Genomic DNA, 19,009 nt, shown 5'->3' with positions numbered 1-19,009 from the left:
GGCTCTTTTCAAGCAGCAAGTGCCCAGGGCCGATCAATACCCAAGCGCGCAACCGTCCTTGCGGTGATCGGATGCACCGAGCAAAGTACCGTTATCCCAATCGATCCAGATCGCTTGAGCGCCGCCTATTGCCCAATTGGGCGGCTGTACGCCGAAACCGCGTTCCTTGAAGACCTCGCCGACCTTCAGGCGAAGGCTTTCTTCCATCTCCACCTTTGCGGTTCCTGGCAGGGGAAACAGGCGCGGCAGTTCGATCGCCGCTTGCATATCCATACCGTAGTCGAACAGCTTCGACAGAAACTGAGCGTGGCCCATGGCCTGGTAATGTCCTCCCATGACGCCGAAGGACAGGAAGGTCTTGCCGTCTCTCGTCACCATTCCTGGAATGATCGTGTGCATCGGCCTCTTGCGGGGACCGATCGCATTCGGATGCCCCTCCTCCAGAACGAAGCTTTGGCCGCGATTGTGGAAAAGCACGCCCGACTTGGGCGTCATCAGGCCACTGCCGTAAGGATGGAAGATCGAGTTGATAAAGCTCACGCAATTGCGATCCTTATCGACGACCGAAATATAGACCGTGTCGGAGTGGGCGACCCCGCCGATCGTCGTTTTTGCATCGATGGGGCGCCTGAGGTCGATCTTCGAGGCCAGGTCGTCGGCGAGCGCATCCGATAACAGGAAGTCCGTGGACACGCCTAATGACGAAGGATCTGCAAGCCACCTGTCGCGGGCCGCATAGGCAAGCCGCGTCGCTTCGACCTCCCGCATGAGATTGTCGGGATCAAGCGGATCCCCCGCCGGTTTGTGCCGCTCCAGAATTTTAAGGATCATCAATGCGATGAGGCCTTGCCCGTTCGGCGGGCATTCATGCACGGTCCAGCCGCGATAATTGGCGCTGATCGGCGTTACATATTCCCCCGCAGCCTCTGCGAAATCCTCTTCCGTGTGAAGCCCGCCTCTCTCTGCCAGGTAGGAGACCATTTCCTCGGCAACGGAGCCGCGGTAAAAGGCGTCGCGCCCCTCCCGACCGATCGCTTCGAGCGTGTCGGCAAGTTCTGGCTGATACTGCACGGATCCGACCCGCGGCGTGTCGTCGGCAGCAAGGAATGTACGGCGCGTTGAAGGCTCCCGCATAAGCATGGCTTTCTGATGCGAAATGTCCGAAGCAACGCGTGGCGTGATGCCGTATCCGTCCCGCGCAAGTGCGATCGCCTGCGAAAGAATGTCGGACATCGGCATGCGCCCATGGTCGGCAACAAGCCGTGTCCAGGCGTCGACAGCACCCGGAATGGTGACGGCGTGCGGAGAAGACCGATCGATCGCCGTAATGCCTTCTTGCCTGTACCACGACAGGTCGGCCGCCGCCGGCGTTCGGCCGGAACCATTGAAGGCAATCACCTTGTCGCCTCCGTTTGCCGCCAGCAGGGCAAAGCAATCGCCCCCGATCCCCGTCGATCCGGCTTCGACCACGCATTGAACGGCGCAGGCCGCCACCGCCGCGTCGATTGCCGCACCCCCTGCCTTGAGGACTTCAATCGCCGCCAGCGTCGCCAAAGGGTGAGAGGTGGCAGCCATGCCGTTGCGCGCCACGGCGAGCGAACGTCCAGGATGTTCGAAGTTGCGCATGTTTCCCCCGTCAGATGAGGTTGCTGGTCTTTGCCCAGTCATATGTTTCATCGAGCGCTCTGGTTGAGCGATCGAACATCTCGTCAATTTCCGGCTCCGTCATGATGAGCGGTGGGCAGAAGGAGAAGTTATCGCCAAGCGCGCGGGTGATGACACCGTGCGCCTGGGCACGCTTGCCGGCATAGATCGCAACGCCATCGCTGGGTTTGAACGCTTCCTTGGTGGACTTGTTGCGAACGAGTTCCAGCGTGCCGATCATGCCGCGGCCACGCACGTCGCCGACCAGAGGGTGTTCCCGAAGCGCATTCAGTCGTCGTTGAAACAGCGGCACGACAGACCGGACATGACCCAATATGTCCCGCTCTTCATAAATCTTCAGCGTTTCCAGGGCGACAGCAGTCGCAACCGGATGGCCGCTATAGGTGAAGCCATGTCCGAAGGTGCCGATCTTCTGGCTTTCGGCGACAACCGCCTCATGCAGCTTGGCATTGATCATAAGAGCCGAGATCGGCTGATAGGCCGCCGACAACTGCTTCGCCATCGTGATCATATCCGGCTTCATGCCGAAGCTCTCGGAACCGAACATGGTTCCCAGCCGGCCGAAGCCGCAGATCACCTCGTCGGCGATCAGCAGGATGTCATAGCGCGACAGGATGGCCTGAATCTTTTCGTAATAAGTCGGCGGCGGAACGATGCAGCCGCCTGACGCCATCAGGGGTTCCGCGAAAAAGGCGCCGATCGTTTGGGGGCCTTCCTCAAGGATGAGCCGTTCAAGCGACGCGGCGCAACGGGAGGCGAATTCCTCTTCCGTTTCCCCCTCATGGCCGTAGCGATAGAATTCAGGGCAATCCGTGTGCAGGATCCGGTCGATCGGCAAATCGAAGTCCCGGTGATTGTTGGGAAGACCCGTCAGACTTGCGGACGCGATCGTGACGCCATGATAGGCCCTGTTCCGAGAGATGATCTTCTTCTTCTCCGGCTTGCCGATCGCATTGTGATAATACCACACCAGCTTCATCGCGGTGTCGTTGGCTTCCGAACCGGAATTGGCAAAAAACACTTTCGACATGGGCACGGGCGAGAGCTTGATCAGGCGCTCGGCCAGCTCAATCGCCGTCTCATGGGACTTGCCGCCGAAGCTGTGGTAGAAGGGCAATTCCTTCATCTGCCGATAGGCTGCCTCGACGAGGCGCGGCTCGCTGAAACCGAGGGAGGCGCAAAACAAGCCACCCAGCGCCTCGATATACCTGTTGCCATCGTTGTCGATGACATAGACACCCTCCCCTTTGGCGATGACCATCGGGCCATCCTCCAGGTGCTGCGAGGCATTCGTGTAGGGATGAAGCACAAAGGCAGTATCGCGTGCTTCCAATGAATTCAGCAGAGCCGTCACGTCGATTTCTCCATCGATCGTTCAAAGCGCAGACGCGCATTCGGTCAACCCGGCAATCTCCTGCCGGGCCGGTGTCGTGGTCGCTGTCGTATCGGGACTAGTTGACGCTCGCCTTGATCCATTTCTGGGCAAGCTTGTCGATCGTGCCATCGGCCTTTGCCGCGTCGATCGCCGTGTCGAACATCGTCTTCAATGCCGTGTCGTCCTTTCGCAAACCGACACCGATGCCCTGACCAAAGACGCCACCGGTGAATGTCGGGCCGGCGAGCATGTAGTCCTTGAAATCAGCTTTCCCGAGCGTCGCGATCAAAGCCGTCTTCTGGGCCATGACGGCGTCGATACGTCCGGCCTGAAGGTCGAGATCGTGCTGTTCGGTCGTCTTGTACTCGCGCGTCGTCACGGTGTCCTTCAAATACTTGTCGAGGAATGCGACGTTCGCGGTCGACACCTGGGCTCCGACGCTGGTGCCCTTGATGGCTTCACGCACCGGCTTCAAGGCAGCGTCGACAGCAGCGGCATCGCCGTTCAGGTCGACGGTCGTGCCTGTTCCCGGCAGCTTCGCCAGCGGTCCGTCCTTCTGCACCATGAATGTCGCAGCCGTGGACGCATAGGGCTTGCTGAAGGAGATCACGTCGAGACGCTTCGGCGTGATGATCATCGATGCCATGACCGCATCGAATTTCTTCGCGTTGAGCGAAGGGATCAATCCGTCCCAGTCTTGGGCGACGATGGTGCATTTGACCTTCATTCGGGCGCAAAGGTCGTTGGCGAGATCGATCTCAAGGCCGGCCAGCTTGCCGTCGGGACCCGTGAAGTTCCAGGGCTCATACGCCCCTTCCGTCGCGATGGTGATCTCTTTGGGCGCCGACTGCGCATGAGCGCCAGTTGCTGCAAGCAGCATCGCAGCTGCGATGAATTTCATTTTTTTCATTGTCATTCCCCTTTGTTTGGCCTCGCACAGACGCTCGGCGGTTGAATTTTCAAATATCGTTCAGACACTTCCCCTTGAGGTTTTGCGGATCCTGAAAGCCTCGGCCGCCAGGCAGAGCAGCTCGAACAGGACTTGCGCGGCAATTTGCGCGGTGTTCGTCGAGGGATCGTATTGCGGCGCAATCTCCACCACATCGCCACCGATGATATCGAGGCCCTTGAGGCCACGAAGAATTCCGAGCGCCTGCGCTGACGTCAGACCGCCCACCTCCGGCGTTCCGGTCCCAGGAGCAAAGGCCGGGTCGAGCGAATCGACATCGAAACTGACATAGGTCGGACCATCGCCGACAATTTCGCGCGCCTTGGCGATCACGGCCTTCAGGCCCATTTCATCCACTTCTTCAGCATGGATGACCGTCATTCCCGAAGCGAAGGAAAATTCCCAAAGATACTCGGAATTACCGCGAATGCCGATCTGAATCGTGCGCCGGGGATCAAGAACGCCATCGAGAACGGCTTGCCGGAACGGGCCACCGTGGTGGAACTTGCATCCTTCGAACGAGCCGCCCGTATCGCAATGGGCGTCGATATGGATCATGCCAACCGGCCTGTCGCGCCCGATCGCGCGCAAAACCGGCAACCCCATCGAATGATCGCCCCCGACCGAGAGCGGCACTACCCCGGCATTAACGATCGAGGCTATGAAACGCTCGATGTCCTCATGCGACGAAGCGAGATCGAAACGGCTCCGGAACGGCACATCGCCGACGTCGGCAACGCGCACATGGGCCGTGGGCACGGCCTTCAGGACATGTTCGTAGGGGCCGACCCGTTCAACGTTGCGGACCGCCCTGGGGCCGAACCGCGCGCCCGGACGGTTGGTGACGCCGAGATCCATCGGGACCCCCAGAAGCGCCACATCCAGGCCCTCAAATGTTGGCGCCAGATCCGGACGATAGGGTGCGCGCAACAGTGAGGGCAATCCACAATATGGCGCCTGCCGGCTGTCGCCCTCACCGAAGACGAGCCTGGCCACCTGCGAGAATTCCGGATCAAAGACGTCACCGCCGGACGCGCCGGCGAAGCGGGCGCGAAGCGCATCTAAGTCTAGAATTTGCGACATTTATCCCTCCCCCTATCGTCGTCCAGCACTCGAAAGAGCACCCTTGTTTTCCTTCCTGCCGAAACCGGAAAAAGACGATTGATTGGTGTGCTCAGTGTTGTATACATATTTGTACTCGATCTTGGATGCAAGCTTGAAATTCAAGACTTGACTTGCTGATGCAGACCGGAGAGCAAGCGATAGAAAGCTTCGCCAGTGGTGGGAGGAATGAGGTGATGGTGTCCGCAGATAAAGAACTCAAAGTCTCCCTGCGGGAGGCGACTTACAATCAGCTGAAGGATCTGATCCTCAACGGACAGCTTCGCCCTTCGGAGCGCTTGTCAGAAAATGGATTGGCCAAACGCTTCGGCGTAAGCCGGACCCCCCTTCGCGAGGCCCTGATGAAGCTGGAAGAGGAGGGCCTGATCACTGGTCAGCGCAATCTCGGCTATACCGTCGCCGATCTCGATATAACCGGCTTCTGCAACCTTCTCGTCGTGCGGGAAGCGCTTGACGTATGCGCCGCGAAACTCGCCTGCGAAAAGGCAACGGAAGAGGATTTGGAACGGCTGCGCGGCGTCATCGACCAGATGGTCGTACTGAAGGATACTGACAATCTCACCCCTTCAGCAGCAGCTGAGAACCTGCATCTCGGCCTTCACATACATCGTGTCATTGCCGAGGCGACGAAAAACGAAGCACTGGTTCGAGCGACAGACCAGATCTATCAGCAGCTTCGACTGGCCCTTTGGCTAGAAGTTCTGTGGGTCGATCTCGAGCATACCGACCTCGACGAACATCAGGCTATTGCGGACGCCATCATCGCCCGCGACCCGGAGGCTGCCGCCAAAGCGGCCAGCGCGCACGTACAAAGCTCTCTCAAGAACATGTCGAAGCTTGAGCGGATCTGGCAGCACCGGCGACTGTCCGGGCTGGCCTGAACTAAAAAGAACAAGGGGAACCAATGGATGCAATCAAGAATTATGTTGAGCTTGTCGGGTTCGGACAGGAAGGATGGGGTGGCCTTCTACTCTCGGCGATGATCATGACGATCGCCGTGTCGATCAGCGGCTTTCTGACTGGATCGGTCCTCGGCACGATCGTTGCCGGCATGAAACTTTCGTCAATTGGGCCGCTGCGCTGGATCGGCGGCTGCTACACGACCGTGCTTCGCGGCGTGCCCGATCTTCTTGTGGTCTATCTCTTCTATTTCGGCGGAGGCGCGTTTCTCAGCTACATTGGCGCTTTCGCAGGCTACGATGGCTATATTGGCATGCCAGCTTTCCTGACCGGTACTGTTGCTCTCGGTGTCGTTTCGGCTGCCTACCAGGCCGAAGTTTTGCGTGGCGCCTATCGCGCGGTTTCGCGGGGAGAACTTGAGGCGGCGGATTCAGTCGGCATGCGGCCATGGCGGAAATTCCGCCGCATCGTCGTTCCCCTTGTGCTGCGTTATGCCACCCCGGGGCTTGGCAACACCTGGCAACTGGTGCTGAAGGAATCGGCGCTGATATCCGTGACCGGTCTCGTTGAAATCCTGCGTCAATCACAGATCGCCGCCGGCTCGACACGCAAGCCATTCGAATTCTACCTTACTGCGCTCGTCCTTTATCTGGTGATCACATGGGTCTCCTCGCTCCTGTTCGGGCGACTGGAGAACCGGGCCATGCGTGGCTTCAGGAGGATGGCCTGATGGATTTCACCTTCATTTTCGAGACGCTCGAGACCCTAGTCACAGGATTGCCGCTCACTTTAAGCATGGCGGCGATTTCAATCTCGGCCGGCACGATTCTCGCGATTGCGCTCGCCGTCCTTGCCGTTTTCGGCGGAGCCTCCGGCAAAGCCTTCGCCAGCGGCTACGTCTTCGTATTCCGCGGCTCGCCTCTCCTGGTCCAGATATTCCTTATCTACTACGGATTGGGGCAGTTTCGCCCCGCTTTGCAGGCATGGGGTCTGTGGCCGATCCTGCGCGAACCCTATTGGTGCGCCGTCATCGCCCTGACGCTCAATACGACGGCATATTCGGGCGAGATTTTCCGCGGAGCGCTGCAATCGGTTCCAGCCCAACAGGTGGAAGCCGCGCGCGCCTGCGGGATGTCCGGCCTCCTGCTTTTCCGGCGCATAATATTCCCGATCGCCCTTCGCCAGGCGCTTCCCGGCTACGGGAACGAGGTCGCCTTGATGGTCAAGGCGACGGCGCTCGCCTCCGTGATCACGATCATGGAAGTGACTGGATTGGCTGGCAAACTGATTGCCGACAGTTTCAGGGCATTTGAAGTCTTTTGCGTCGCCGGCGCGATTTATCTGGCAATCAACCTGATACTCACGCACCTCGTCGCGATGCTCGAGTACAGGCTTTCACCGCACCTGCGTCTGCAACCGGCACAAGCCGCATAAAGGAGGGAACAATGTCCAGCGCAAAGCTCATTCCCGTTACCGCGAGGGAAACGGACGTCGCCGCTGTTTCGGTGCGGAACCTTCACAAGTCGTTTGGCCCGGTCGAGGTCCTCAAGGGCATTGATCTGGAAGCACGGGAGGGAGACGTCATATCGATTCTCGGCTCCTCTGGCTCCGGAAAATCGACGATGCTTCGTTGCGTGAACATGCTTGAGACGCCCGACAGCGGCGACATAGCGATTGCCGGCGAAACCATCAGAATGAAAATGCGGGGCGACAAGGCAACGCCCGCAGACAGGCGGCAGGTGGACCGCATCAGGCAGCATGTCAGCATGGTTTTCCAGAATTTCAATCTCTGGTCACACATGACCATTCTCGAGAATGTGATCGAGGCGCCAATCCACGTGCAGGGCCGGGACCGCGCCGAATGCGTCGCAGAAGCAGAAGCCCTACTTGAAAGGGTCGGGATTGCAGACAAGCGGCATGCCTATCCGAGCCACTTGTCCGGAGGGCAGCAGCAGCGCGCCGCAATCGCCCGTGCGCTTGCTCAGCGTCCAAAGGTGATGCTGTTCGACGAGCCGACCTCTGCGCTCGATCCCGAACTCGTCGGCGAAGTCTTGAAGGTCATGCGCTCGCTCGCCGAGGAAGGACGGACCATGCTGGTGGTGACGCATGAAATGTCTTTCGCGCGCGAGGTCTCCAACAAAGTCGTTTTTCTCCACAAGGGGCAAATCGAAGAAGAAGGCGAGCCCGGGCAGATGTTTGCATCTCCGAAATCCTTGCGATTCAATCAGTTTTTAGCCGCCGAACGACGTTAGAATTAGCAAACCCCTGCCCCGCGCGCTGCCCGGTCCAGCTCCCCGCGAAAATCGGGGTGGGCCAGCCCAATCAGCGCCCTTGCCCGCTCCGCCACGGACTTGCCCTTTAGGTTCGCCCATCCATACTCCGTAACGACGATATGCGTGTCGTTGCGCGATGTTGTCACTGGTCCGGTCAGCACTGGTACGATGCGCGAGAGCGTGCCATTGGCCGCGGTGGAATGACAGGCGATGATCGATCGCCCCCCGCGCGAGGCATAAGCGCCGCGCACGAAATCAACCTGGCCGCCGGACGCACTGAACTGCCTTCCGTTCACGAACTCGGAATTGCACGCGCCGTTCAAATCGACCTGCAGCGTCGCGTTGACCGACACCACCCGATCATTCTGCGCGATGATGAATGGATTGTTCACATAGTCGACTGGGTAGGCCTCAACTGCCGGGTTGTTGTTCAGGAAGTCGTAGAGGGATTGATCTCCGAGCGCAAAGGTGAAGATCGACCGCCCGGCATGTATCTGCTTGCGACTGTTGTCGACCACGCCCGTCTTGACCAGCCGGGCGAGGCCCGGCGTCATCATTTCCGTGTGAATACCGAGATGGTGATGTCGGGAAAGCCCCGAACACACCGCGTCAGGCAAAGCACCGATACCCATTTGCAGGCAGTCGCCATCTTCCACCAGGTCGGCGATGATCGCCCCGATAGCATCATCCACCTCATTGCGGGGAGCGGCGAGCAACACAGGCAGGCTGACATCGTTTTCAACCAGCGCTGTCACACTTGATACAGGAATCATGCAATCGCCCCGCACATAGGGCATATTGCTGTTGACCTCGAGGATCAGGCGGAGCCCGGGCTTTCGCGATACGGTGAGCGCATAGTCGGTACTGGCGCCAAGGCTGAAATTGCCATCGGCGTCCATCGGCGAGACGGTTGCAATCAACGTGTCCACACCGACATGCTCGACCATCGAGCGCGGCACCTGGCTGAAATGACAGGGTACCAGGTCGACCGCGGGCAGCGCCTTTGCCAATCTTCTCTTGTCGAGCGCACGCTCGACGCCTCCATGAAAATAACTCATTGGGACGATCAGGTCCCGCAGCTCGAAATCGAATACACTGGTGCCGGCGACGCCAGTGCAAAGAAGATAATAGAGTCGCACATTCTCGACGGCTCTCGCGCGGGCCCGTTCAGCAAGCGCCGCAAGGATAGCGGGTGGCTGACCGGCAGCCAGTGGCATCGCGACCTTCGCGCCGGACGGGACCATCGTGACCGCCGTGTTTGCAGATGTCAGCCGTTGGCGATACAGCCTCTGATGGATCGTGGTCATTGGGCCCTCCTCCCAGTGCATATTTCAGAGCAAATCAGTATCCATTTCCATGATCACAACCTTATCGGCGTTTGGGACCGTCGCAGGCGCTTTCGTCTGCCACAGAACACTCTATAAAAAGCGCCCAGCGCGTATTTTTTGCAAGGCTGGGCGCAGTGGTGCCGCCCTCGAGCGAGCCTTCGTCGGTGCTGTTTTAGTCGCAGCTTTCGCCCACGCGCTGGCGATGCCACTGCTGGAAATTTGGATAAGGACTCTCGAGCACACGCAGCGGCACCGTCGTAGAGCCGCGCTTACTGCCAGAATTCTGATCAGGTATGGGAAACGTCCTAGCCGCCCGAGGCGAGGGGCGGCGGTCAATGTCCAATGGAAGCCGAAATTGACGACCGTCACGCCAATGCCGACGACGGGTCAACCATCGCGATCGGTCGTCAATCTAGAGAAGATGGTTTGCATGCAGTTTGAGTTGACCGACCTCGATCGCTAGACGACAGTTGTAACTTGCAGCAATCCAGGAGGAAATGCGATGGACGAGCCAGACCGGTGGCGCCACATGGAAAGCGCCCCGAAAGACGGGAGTCGGATCTTGGTCACGATCCGCCCGTCCGAACAGGGGCCGGCAGAAGTTGACCTCGCCTATTGGTCGAACGGCGATCAGTTCGGTGGAGAGGGCTGGCGCGCCTCTGATTCCTCCCCCGGACACATCATCGAATATGCTGAGCCGGAATTGAAGTGTTGGATGCCGATGCCCGCGGCAAACCTCAGCCGCAGCTCGATGCCCTCGCCCTGGGAAGGCGACGACACTGAGCAGCTCGACGGGTCGGGGATTTAAGAACTCGCGCTGAACGACAATGGTTTCTGCCTCCGCAGAAGAGGTCCAGATTGCCGTCGACTGCAACAGGGATTCCGCCCGCGGCTCGCATCGGTCCAGCCTCCGAAGGCGCAACGGCAAACCGATGTTAACACGTACCATCTCCCGCGACGATTGATGCGCTCCGCTTCGGTGTACGGCGTCCCGGGTGATCAACCATTTGTTTCGACCATGTTGAGATGATCGTAGAGCGCAATCGCTTTTCAAGTCGCGCACCGCTTTACAAAGCTTCTTGGCCGCTGCCTGCACCTGCGCATCTCAAATCCGGCAGAGCTGAACATAGCCGTATTTTTCCTAAAACCGATCCCACTATTCTCTGTGAATAGTTGGCAGCCTTTCGCGGTGCCTGCAAAGTGACGTCGCCTAAACAACATTCCTTTGACGCTGCTTTGACGGTGGGGTGCTACGGCCAGTTTGCGAAGTTATGCAGAGGGATTTCAGCCGGTTATGCTTCAGTTCAACCATCGCCAAAGTATCGATTTGCCTTTTGGAGTTCCGGTTTCCCTTATCGGTTGCTTGCCAGACGCCGCAGTTGTGGCAGACTGCCCTCCGCATGCTAGGTCTTCGAGCTGCCAAACCAGCACATCGGAGGCAACGGGGGCGGGGCCGGTGGATTGCATGGACAAGGAGCAAAATCCGTTTCGGATGTTCCTGCTCGGGCCTTTCGCCCTTGTGGACGCTGGAGGTCGGTCGGTTACTCCAAAATCAAAAAAGGCCCAGGCTCTTCTGGCGATGCTTGCATTGTCCGCCCGTGGCTCTCGCTCGAGAATCTGGCTTAGGGACAAATTGTGGAGTGATCGCTCCGACGACCAGGCGGCAGCCAGTCTGCGCCAGGCTCTTTTCGACATTCATAAGACTCTGGGGCCAGCACGTAATCTCTTGATTACGGATAAGAATACCGTTTGGCTGGATATGGACCGACTCGTACTCGATACCGACCTGGTGGTTCGGACGGAGCGGTCTGCGGATCAAATCACCGATGAATTGCTCGAAGGTATCGACATCCGCGATCCGGAATTCGAGGACTGGTTAGCGCTGGAACGGCAGAACTGGTATCGCCGGCTCGATGAAGGACAAGTCCATGATGTATTCGAGCCGCGACAGCAGCCAAGCCGCGATATCGCCAAACATTCCGCCCTGCTGCCGCTGACAGGCGCTCCGGATGTGCCGAGGCCAGGCAAACCCACGGAAACCACCGGCAGCGACCCCAATCCGCGGCGGGCTTCCGGTGACTGGCGATGGGTGATGGCGCTTCAGTCACCCATTGTGGTGGGCGCAGCAGAGGGCGGACAAATTGCTGCGACACGGTTCCAGAACCTCATTGCAAAAGCCGTCATCGACGGGTTGGCCATTGGTGTCACCGACCTCTCCTTCACCCTGCCGGATATTGAAGAGAACGAACAGCAAATCAGCCTTCCGATATGCCTACAGCTTCGCCTGACGTTTGACGGCGACATGGTGCTGATCGAACTGGTGATGAAGCACCTGATCAACAACCGTATTCATTGGCTGGGCAGTCAGGCAATCAACCGCATGCAGTTCGAGCGAGGCGAGTTCGGCACCGCCGCTGCGCTGATCAGCCAGGCCATCGATCAGCTGGCCTATTTCCAGGAGACCCAGGCAACCGACAGCCGATTGTCGCAAGACGGTCTCCTGATCGACGCCGTCAATGCGATCTTTCGGCTGTCGCGCAGCGATCTTGATAACGCAGAGCGGCGGCTGGAAGAACAGATCCAGTATCAACCGCGGTCATCGGCTTTTGCCTGGCTGTCATTCATCAGGACTTTCCAGGTCGGCCAACGTTTCAACGTGCTCGACGCGCATCTGATCGAGGAAGCCCAGGCCTATGCGCGCAAGGCGCTGGAACTCGATCCGCAGAATTCCGTGTCGCTCGCGCTCGTCGGCCACGTCCATTCGTTTCTGTTCTGCGAATATGACTATGCGGCCAACCTGTTCGAAAAATCGATCCGCCTGAACCCGGCCCTGCCGCTCAGTTGGGATCTCTACGCCATGCTTCATTGCTATGCAGGCCAGCCCGACAAGGCTGTGGCCATGGCGCGTTGGGTGCAAGAGCTCGGCGTCTACAGCCCGCATAAATATTACTTCGATACGACCAAGTGCATTGCAGCCGCGCTTGCAAGCGATCATGCCACAGCCATAGCTGCAGGCGAAGAGGCTCTGCGGGCACGGCCGAACTTCAACAGCCTACTGCGCTATCTTGCCTCCAGCCATGCCCATTCCGACGATCTCGGCGGCGCGCGCCATTACCTGCAGCGTCTTGAGGCGGCCGAGGGCGGCTTCTCCATCAATGCCTTTCGCGGCAGCGGCTATCCGCTGCTCAACACAGGCGGCGGCCAGATCTTGATCGACGGCCTGCTCAAGGCGGGCGCTAAGCTGCGTTGAACCCCGGACAAATTCTTCAGAACTTCGCGCAAGGAGGCTTCAATGGAAGCGGACACCACCCCGGAACTACAATCAAAAATTGTTTCATTTCTAGACAGTTATAAATTCAGGATTGAGCCGGATACGGTTCTTCCATGCGAACCGAGGGGCGATGCGAGCGCTAATCCCCTCGCCAGTGCATCGCCGGCTGCGCCTGATGCAGCCTCCGAACCTGCGCTTTTCTTCGGCACGGATGAAGATGCGTCGCCCATGGCCGGGCCCATGATGGCGACGATGGCCGTAGCCTCGGTCCTCAACAAGAGCGTCGCGAACAAGTCGGTGCTCAACAAGGCGTCGCTGAACAAAAACAAGAATAAAAATAAGAACAAAAACAAGAACAAGTCGACGATGGACGGCGCCAGTCTCGGCGTGTCGCAACTTATCCCCTCCTTCGAACTGCGCAGGCTGCACCAGCAGCCCTCACGCAACGCCTATACCGCGGCGCGACGCTTCACCTGGGAAATGCTGGATATACTTCCGCCGCCCGGCCCGGATTATACCCGCCTCGAGACGACGGTGCTGCTTTCCATGCAACGCCGCGACCGCGAACGTGCGCGGCGCCTGCCCGACATCGAGATCGAAGCGACGATCTCCGTGGCGGAATTCACCCGCGCACTGCATATCGAGGATCTCGGCGGCTTCGAGCAGACGGAAGGCCTTTTCCAGGCGATCCTGACGGCCTGCGAATATGTCGGGCTGATCTACAAAAGCCAGTTTAACCGGCTGCGGCCAAACCAGTTCGAGCCCATGCTGCGGCCGCTACTGGCCGTGCCTGCCCACGAGTCCTATCCCAGCAACCACTCGTTCCAGTGCTTTTCGATCGCCTTCGCGTTCTCGACGATCCTGCCGGAACATCCGGCCACCGACGAGCTTGCCCGCATCGCTCAGAACGTCGCCGAAAACCGCGAATGGGCCGGCCTGCACTATCCGAGCGACACGCAGGCGGGGCGAGATCTCGCCCGACGCTTCGCTCCCTACCTCCACGACGCGTTCGGTCCTCTGTTCCAGGCCGTACACGACGAATGGGTCTGAATTCGCCAGCTGCTGCTCAACAGGATGATAACCATGACGGATCAAACACAAATGCCTGAGCCCGCGCCGATCGACTACTATTATCTCTGGCACCTGACTGCCCTTGGCGTCGTCGACGCGGAATATGGATCGGCTCCGCCTGCTCCACCCGCGCTCGATGCGAGCGCCGCACGCGCGCTCCCCGATCCCCTCATCACCGGCACGGTCTGGGATGCCATCGCTTCCGCCGGCCCGTTGCGACCCGCACGGGTCGCGCTGATCGATGTCGGCGTATCTCCTGACCATCCCAATCTGGCAACCCGGCTTGACCGGGAAGCGTCAATCGATTTGACGACCCATCGTTACGGCGCGCGCGTGCTCGAAATTCTCGAGACGACCACGTCCTTTGACCGTGAGGAAAGACATGCCTTCTTCGCCGGGCTCAACATCGCTCCGCTCGGCAATATCGGCCTTTCGAACGACGACCGGGACTATCTCAGTGACCTGGTTGCCGAATACGCCGCGTCGGAGGGGGTTCTCCGGCGGCTCTACAATCCGGAATCGCTGTTCGCATCGCATGGTACCTGCTGCGCAGGGCTGATTGTCGGCGAACCCGCCGTTGTTGCCGAAGAAGGCACACCAAGCCTCCCGCCGGAAGGAGCCTTCTACGGGAATGGTGACGAGCTGCGTACGAGCGGCAATCGCAATGTCATCCCCTATTTCGGCGTTGATCCTTTCTCGAGGCTCATCTCGATCAGAACGTCCTTCGAAGACGATGTCAGGCAGTTCATTGCGGCCTTTCTTTATGCCTATCATCAGAAAGCTGACGTGATCGTCCTGCCGCGCGGTCTGCCCGACCCCAAACGCAGCATCGTTGATCCGAAGAACGAGCTGAAGGCGGACCTGGAGCTATGGAAAAACCAGGATGCCGCCAATCTGTTCACGCGCATTGCCGTTGCTGATCAGGGTGGGCCTGAACTGGAGCCGAAAGCCGCGCAGAAAGGATCCAATCCGGATCGCCCGTGGCATATTCTCAAACAACTCATCCTCGCCATCAGCCGGCACATCCCGATCGTCTGCGCCGCAGGAAACAGTGGCGAGAGCCAGTTGATCTATCCGGCAAGTCTTGCCGCCGATAACAACGGCATCATTGCTGTTGGGGCCGTTACCGTCGAAGGTTTCCGTTCGGGTTACAGCAATTACGGCGAAGGATTGACGGTTGTCTCCCCCTCTGACGACGGTGAGGTCTTCAATAGGCATCAGTTGCGCCTCGACCGGCTTTCTCCATTTGCGGCGCAGCACGACTACGGCGCTTTTCGAACGCGGGAATACTACTATTCGCACTTCTCGCTGCTGACGACGGACCTGTCAGGGATTTTCGGCTATAATCATGGCTCCGATCCGTGGTCTGCCATCGTGCCGTTCGGAATCAATCCGGGCATCGGGGGCGGATACTACACCACTTTCGGGGGCACCTCCGGCGCGTCGGCGCAGGTGGGGGGGCTATGCGCCCTGATACAGCGGGCCTACAAGAGCCGCCACAATCCCGGTGACCGCCTCTCGGGGCCTCACGTGAAGTCAATTCTGAAGGCCGCATCCCGCCTGGACGCCATTGTCGCGCCCGGAACGAGGAAACTGACGGCGGATTGCATGAATGCCGAAAGCGAGGACGCGCTCGATATGGCCTATTTCTTTGGGTCAGGCCTGCCGAACGCGCGGGCGGCGGTGCAGGCAGCTCTGGCCATCTGAACCTCGGCGGCGCGTTTTCCATAATTCGAAGCCTCCTCTGTCGAGGGGGCTTTTTCTTTGTTTACGCCCTTTTTACGGATTTTTAACGCGGTACTGGCGAGCGAATGACGCCCTTGGGCAATAGTGCCTCTCAACAGACGACGCACACCGTTCCGATGCCGGACGAAGCGGTCCCAACCGGGGCATCTTCACCCGAGATGCAATCTTGATCCGCCCGAAGACAAACTCACGGAGGCTGTTGATGTCCGCGACCCGCATTCAACAATTGGCAGATGAGGCGCGCCACCTGCTCAAGGGCAATCCCTTGATGGCAAGTACCGTCTCCCTGCAGCGCGTCGCAACTCGCAACCTTTTGAAGCGACGCTTCCAATATGGCCGTACGCTCGCGACGGCTTCGAAGCTCGCCGATTGTTCGGCCGGGGTAGAGGCGCTGGCGGGCCATTTTCCCGACCTTGCAGATGGTGGATACGCTCGCCTGCTCGAGCTTTCGCCAGCGATTGCCGGACCGGTCAGCACCGACCCTTACCGTTCATCCGTGCTTGCGGCCTGGATGGGTGGGCTCGCGCGCAATCTGGAATGGCAGGCGGGCGGCCCCGATGCGCAGATCGTCCGCCGCTATCTGCGGACGGATCTGATCGCAGCCGATCTTGAACTCGAACGTCAGCCAGCGCGCCGGCTCTCCTGCGGCATTGGCCTCGTCCGCATCGAGAGCCCGGCGTGGAGCCATGTCATGCAAGCCCTCCTCCGCCAATGCATGCCTGACTATCCCGGTTCCGACGACCCCATCACGGGCGAGGCCGAATTGGATCGCATCGCCGAACATCTGGAGAAGGCCTTCGCCTTAATCGCTGAACTGGACGTATCCAGCTATCAGCGTCTGATCGCCGGCCTGCACACGCTTCACGTCGGCGTGCGGCTCGATCGGCCGTCTTCCTTCTCGAGTTCGAACGAATTGCCGGGCGGCGCGATCATCGCCCTTTCAAGTGAAAGATTGCGCGGCGGCGATCATGCCGCGACCGCGGCCCAACTGCTTCACGAGGTGGGGCATATCCTGCTGGGATTTTATACAACCTCGGCGGCGGCATCCCTGCCTGGAGAATTCCGGTATGTTTCCCCATACGAGAAGAACCTACAGACGCTCGAGAGCATCCTGCATACGGCCTACGCCATTCCCTGGGAGTGCGCCTTCCGCATGGCATGCCTATCCGCCGAGGTGGATCCTGAGCACCGCGCCCGGAAGACGGCATTTATAATCGCCTATGCTGCGCGGCAAATCCCGCTCATCGATATCGCTCGGAAAGGAATCGAACGTCTCGGCGGCGATGTCCTCCTCGACCTCCCAGACATCGCCGCCATTCCTTCCTGGAGTGGCCGGATCCTGTTCCTCGTGAGCCAGTTGCTTGCCGAAGAGCCCATCGCACACCGCCAGGCTCACCTTGCCGAGCGCCAACGAGTTCTCGATCGCCAAGCCTGGAACATCGGACAGGTGCTCCTGCGCGGCAAGGAGCCGATCGATCCTCGGATGGGCCAGCGAGAGATCGATGACAGCGGCGACAATGTCTGCCTCTGGTACGACGGCAGATTTCACGTGATCACGAAGGCTGCCGACCATGCAATGAGCAAGGATTACGGTCGCTGCGCCGAGACGACCCGTGTAACTGCGCCCAGCGAGATGGAGGCAATGTGATGGTCAATTCTCGGTCTAAACGATTGTCAGCGGCTGCCAGCGCGCCCGTCGATTTCCCGAACCCCTTCGCCCACAGCCTTGGGCGGGGCGGCAGAGGGGCTCTGTTCACCGGCAATAGTGCTGATGCTGTCGAGGAACAGAGCCCCAATGTTACCAGGGCTGCATTTGGCGTCTCGTTGAAGGCGCCCGATATGCCGGCGAAGAACGAATATGTCGCCGCCGCAATCGATCACCACGACGCCTTTCCGACACCGCTTTGCCATCGGCAACACGACTTCGCACGGTTTCGAGAAATCGACTTCGTCATCATCGGATGCGGCGGCGTCGGCTCGCAGATTGCCATCCAGCTTGCAACCCTCGGCGCGCGCCATTTCCTTCTCGCGGATGCGGATCGTATCGGCGAGAATAACTTAAGCGACCTCCCCTGGGTGGGAAAAGCTGACCTCGGCTGTCTGAAGACAGACAAGCTGGCGACTTATCTGGCCGCACGTTTTTCTGCCAACGTCTTCGCACTGCCGGAAACTGCGGAAGGGGCTGCTGCGCGTCGGTTGATCGCAGACTACGCCCATAATCCGTTCGTCGTTCTCGCCGGCGAGGATTCCCCTTTGGAAGGGAAGTTCGTGGCAGCCGGTCGCGCATCGACAGCCGGTATGCCGCCCTATTTGCAAGTGAGCAGCTACGGAGGCTATCGCACCCCCAGTTCCGCTGTCGTGGTGCATGCCGTCTCGCAGATCGCTCAACAATGCCTTTCGAAACACTCTGCATCGCCAGGACGCCGATGGATAGCCGACCTCAGAACCGATCAGGGCGAGCTCCGTTCTCCTTCCAAGAACCTCGCAAGTGGAGGCCCGTTCGTCGCTCCGAGAGGCGCCCAGAAGGAACCTGCCGAAATCGCTGATGCCATCAATCCGGCGCCGCATTCACAGATGTGGTCGCTCGCGCCATGTTCGCTCATCTACGATGCTGGCGAAACTGGCGGAATGAATGGTGAGCTGACGATATCAGAAGCTCTTCGCGATCCGCTGATCGCCATGGTGATGCGAGCCGACGGCGTAACCAGCGAAGAATTGAAGCAACTCCTGGAGACAGCAGCCCGCAAGGTCGAAACGAATCTGTCTGACGAAGTTCAGGAACAATGAGATTCGATATGATGACAAATTTCCCAACGATAATTCTTGCTTTTGCGGGAGGTAAAGATCGCAAGGTGATCCGTACCGCTCGCGAGGCTGCGCGACTGCTGCTGAATGAATGGCCCACCGACGATGGTGAGGAATTCTTCACGGCGGTGAGAATCTGTTTGGAGGTCCTTACCGGAAATACCGAACCCGAGAACTTGCACGAGGCAATCGTCCGCGCCGCATATGAAGCGGGTATTGCTGCGATCACGACTGATCACCGCCTGGGTATCCTCAGGATCTATCCAGTTACGGAGGTCTGCCGCGCATGCGCTCCTCGCGATCCCGCTCCCGTCGAACCGCTTCCGCTATTGCCATCAGGGCGCCGACCGCGGCAGCGAAAATGGTTGGGGCGATCCAAAAGGCATCGATCGGAAATGCATCGGGATGTTTCGAATGAAGGCGAAACTGCCCACGTATCTCTTCGCGACAACCGGAATGAGAAGACCAAGATATTGTGATTTGCCGAAGCTCATCGACCTGCGC

General features: G+C 59.2%; 15 protein-coding genes and 1 pseudogene. 11 read left to right on the top strand and 5 right to left on the bottom strand.

Annotated features, from left to right (window positions below):
• Window positions 1-33: 33 nt before the first annotated feature.
• From AC1DM5_RS21630 to speB, 4 genes are all read right to left on the bottom strand, one after another.
• Complete coding sequence (locus AC1DM5_RS21630; protein WP_477820314.1) at window positions 34-1,626, bottom strand: gamma-glutamyltransferase family protein; 1,593 nt, start codon at window positions 1,624-1,626, stop codon at window positions 34-36.
• Window positions 1,627-1,636: 10 nt separating this feature from the next.
• Window positions 1,637-3,019 carry an aspartate aminotransferase family protein gene (locus tag AC1DM5_RS21625; RefSeq protein WP_477820313.1) on the bottom strand — a complete coding sequence of 461 codons (1,383 nt, stop codon included), beginning with the start codon at window positions 3,017-3,019 and terminating at the stop codon, window positions 1,637-1,639.
• Window positions 3,020-3,116: 97 nt separating this feature from the next.
• Window positions 3,117-3,941, bottom strand: coding sequence for a lysine/arginine/ornithine ABC transporter substrate-binding protein (locus AC1DM5_RS21620; RefSeq protein ID WP_477820346.1), 825 nt, complete (start codon window positions 3,939-3,941; stop codon window positions 3,117-3,119).
• A 69-nt stretch (window positions 3,942-4,010) separates the two neighbouring features.
• The gene (gene speB / locus AC1DM5_RS21615; RefSeq protein ID WP_477820312.1) at window positions 4,011-5,072 is read right to left on the bottom strand and encodes an agmatinase; all 1,062 of its coding nucleotides are present in this window, start codon (window positions 5,070-5,072) and stop codon (window positions 4,011-4,013) included.
• 215 nt (window positions 5,073-5,287) lie between these two features.
• Here speB and AC1DM5_RS21610 point away from each other — a divergent pair, with 215 nt between their 5' ends.
• Genes AC1DM5_RS21610 through AC1DM5_RS21595 form a run of 4 tightly spaced genes read left to right on the top strand, consistent with a single transcriptional unit; the run spans window position 5,288 to window position 8,263 of the window.
• Window positions 5,288-5,992 (top strand): GntR family transcriptional regulator, encoded by a 705-nt coding sequence (locus AC1DM5_RS21610; protein WP_477820345.1) that lies wholly within the window; start codon window positions 5,288-5,290, stop codon window positions 5,990-5,992.
• A gap of 23 nt (window positions 5,993-6,015) precedes the next feature.
• Entirely contained in the window at window positions 6,016-6,741 is a 726-nt protein-coding gene (locus AC1DM5_RS21605) for an ABC transporter permease (protein WP_477820311.1), read from the top strand.
• Window positions 6,741-7,445 (top strand): ABC transporter permease, encoded by a 705-nt coding sequence (locus AC1DM5_RS21600; RefSeq protein WP_477820310.1) that lies wholly within the window; start codon window positions 6,741-6,743, stop codon window positions 7,443-7,445. The genes AC1DM5_RS21605 and AC1DM5_RS21600 overlap by 1 nt, the downstream gene beginning before the upstream one ends.
• A gap of 11 nt (window positions 7,446-7,456) precedes the next feature.
• Entirely contained in the window at window positions 7,457-8,263 is an 807-nt protein-coding gene (locus tag AC1DM5_RS21595; RefSeq protein WP_477820309.1) for an ABC transporter ATP-binding protein, read from the top strand.
• Between the two features lie 2 nt (window positions 8,264-8,265).
• On the opposite strand, the gene AC1DM5_RS21590 is transcribed toward AC1DM5_RS21595, so the two are convergent.
• Window positions 8,266-9,591, bottom strand: coding sequence for an acetyl-CoA hydrolase/transferase family protein (locus AC1DM5_RS21590; RefSeq protein ID WP_477820308.1), 1,326 nt, complete (start codon window positions 9,589-9,591; stop codon window positions 8,266-8,268).
• 523 nt (window positions 9,592-10,114) lie between these two features.
• Between AC1DM5_RS21590 and AC1DM5_RS21585 the strand changes: the two genes are divergently transcribed.
• From AC1DM5_RS21585 to AC1DM5_RS21555, 7 genes and pseudogenes are all read left to right on the top strand, one after another.
• Window positions 10,115-10,420: a hypothetical protein gene (locus AC1DM5_RS21585; RefSeq protein ID WP_477820307.1), complete on the top strand. Its 306-nt coding sequence runs from the start codon at window positions 10,115-10,117 to the stop codon at window positions 10,418-10,420.
• 486 nt (window positions 10,421-10,906) lie between these two features.
• Entirely contained in the window at window positions 10,907-12,862 is a 1,956-nt protein-coding gene (locus tag AC1DM5_RS21580) for an SARP family transcriptional regulator (RefSeq protein ID WP_477820306.1), read from the top strand.
• A 42-nt stretch (window positions 12,863-12,904) separates the two neighbouring features.
• Window positions 12,905-13,933 carry a phosphatase PAP2 family protein gene (locus AC1DM5_RS21575; protein WP_477820305.1) on the top strand — a complete coding sequence of 343 codons (1,029 nt, stop codon included), beginning with the start codon at window positions 12,905-12,907 and terminating at the stop codon, window positions 13,931-13,933.
• 33 nt (window positions 13,934-13,966) lie between these two features.
• The gene (locus AC1DM5_RS21570; protein WP_477820304.1) at window positions 13,967-15,661 is read left to right on the top strand and encodes a S8 family serine peptidase; all 1,695 of its coding nucleotides are present in this window, start codon (window positions 13,967-13,969) and stop codon (window positions 15,659-15,661) included.
• Window positions 15,662-15,902: 241 nt separating this feature from the next.
• Window positions 15,903-17,348 carry an aKG-HExxH-type peptide beta-hydroxylase gene (locus AC1DM5_RS21565; RefSeq protein WP_477820303.1) on the top strand — a complete coding sequence of 482 codons (1,446 nt, stop codon included), beginning with the start codon at window positions 15,903-15,905 and terminating at the stop codon, window positions 17,346-17,348.
• Window positions 17,348-18,169: pseudogene (locus AC1DM5_RS21560) on the top strand (ThiF family adenylyltransferase); the annotation flags it as partial. The gene AC1DM5_RS21565 and the pseudogene AC1DM5_RS21560, both read left to right, overlap by 1 nt.
• Before the next feature lie 326 nt (window positions 18,170-18,495).
• Window positions 18,496-18,984 carry a DUF982 domain-containing protein gene (locus AC1DM5_RS21555; RefSeq protein WP_477820302.1) on the top strand — a complete coding sequence of 163 codons (489 nt, stop codon included), beginning with the start codon at window positions 18,496-18,498 and terminating at the stop codon, window positions 18,982-18,984.
• The last annotated feature ends 25 nt before the right edge of the window (window positions 18,985-19,009 follow it).

The organism is Rhizobium sp. 01T437, assembly GCF_056398505.1.
Note: the sequence above shows the minus strand (reverse complement) of the source record. Positions and strands in the feature narration are given on the sequence as shown.

Excerpts from the sequence above, each read along its gene's own strand:
- AC1DM5_RS21630 (WP_477820314.1), bottom strand. The coding sequence starts at position 1,626 with ATGCGCAACTTCGAACATCCTGGACGTTCGCTCGCCGTGGCGCGCAAC.
- AC1DM5_RS21620 (WP_477820346.1), bottom strand. The coding sequence starts at position 3,941 with ATGAAATTCATCGCAGCTGCGATGCTGCTTGCAGCAACTGGCGCTCAT.
- speB (WP_477820312.1), bottom strand. The coding sequence starts at position 5,072 with ATGTCGCAAATTCTAGACTTAGATGCGCTTCGCGCCCGCTTCGCCGGC.
- AC1DM5_RS21610 (WP_477820345.1), top strand. The coding sequence starts at position 5,288 with ATGGTGTCCGCAGATAAAGAACTCAAAGTCTCCCTGCGGGAGGCGACT.
- AC1DM5_RS21605 (WP_477820311.1), top strand. The coding sequence starts at position 6,016 with ATGGATGCAATCAAGAATTATGTTGAGCTTGTCGGGTTCGGACAGGAA.
- AC1DM5_RS21600 (WP_477820310.1), top strand. The coding sequence starts at position 6,741 with ATGGATTTCACCTTCATTTTCGAGACGCTCGAGACCCTAGTCACAGGA.
- AC1DM5_RS21595 (WP_477820309.1), top strand. The coding sequence starts at position 7,457 with ATGTCCAGCGCAAAGCTCATTCCCGTTACCGCGAGGGAAACGGACGTC.
- AC1DM5_RS21590 (WP_477820308.1), bottom strand. The coding sequence starts at position 9,591 with ATGACCACGATCCATCAGAGGCTGTATCGCCAACGGCTGACATCTGCA.
- AC1DM5_RS21585 (WP_477820307.1), top strand. The coding sequence starts at position 10,115 with ATGGACGAGCCAGACCGGTGGCGCCACATGGAAAGCGCCCCGAAAGAC.
- AC1DM5_RS21580 (WP_477820306.1), top strand. The coding sequence starts at position 10,907 with ATGCTTCAGTTCAACCATCGCCAAAGTATCGATTTGCCTTTTGGAGTT.
- AC1DM5_RS21575 (WP_477820305.1), top strand. The coding sequence starts at position 12,905 with ATGGAAGCGGACACCACCCCGGAACTACAATCAAAAATTGTTTCATTT.
- AC1DM5_RS21570 (WP_477820304.1), top strand. The coding sequence starts at position 13,967 with ATGACGGATCAAACACAAATGCCTGAGCCCGCGCCGATCGACTACTAT.
- AC1DM5_RS21565 (WP_477820303.1), top strand. The coding sequence starts at position 15,903 with ATGTCCGCGACCCGCATTCAACAATTGGCAGATGAGGCGCGCCACCTG.
- AC1DM5_RS21555 (WP_477820302.1), top strand. The coding sequence starts at position 18,496 with ATGATGACAAATTTCCCAACGATAATTCTTGCTTTTGCGGGAGGTAAA.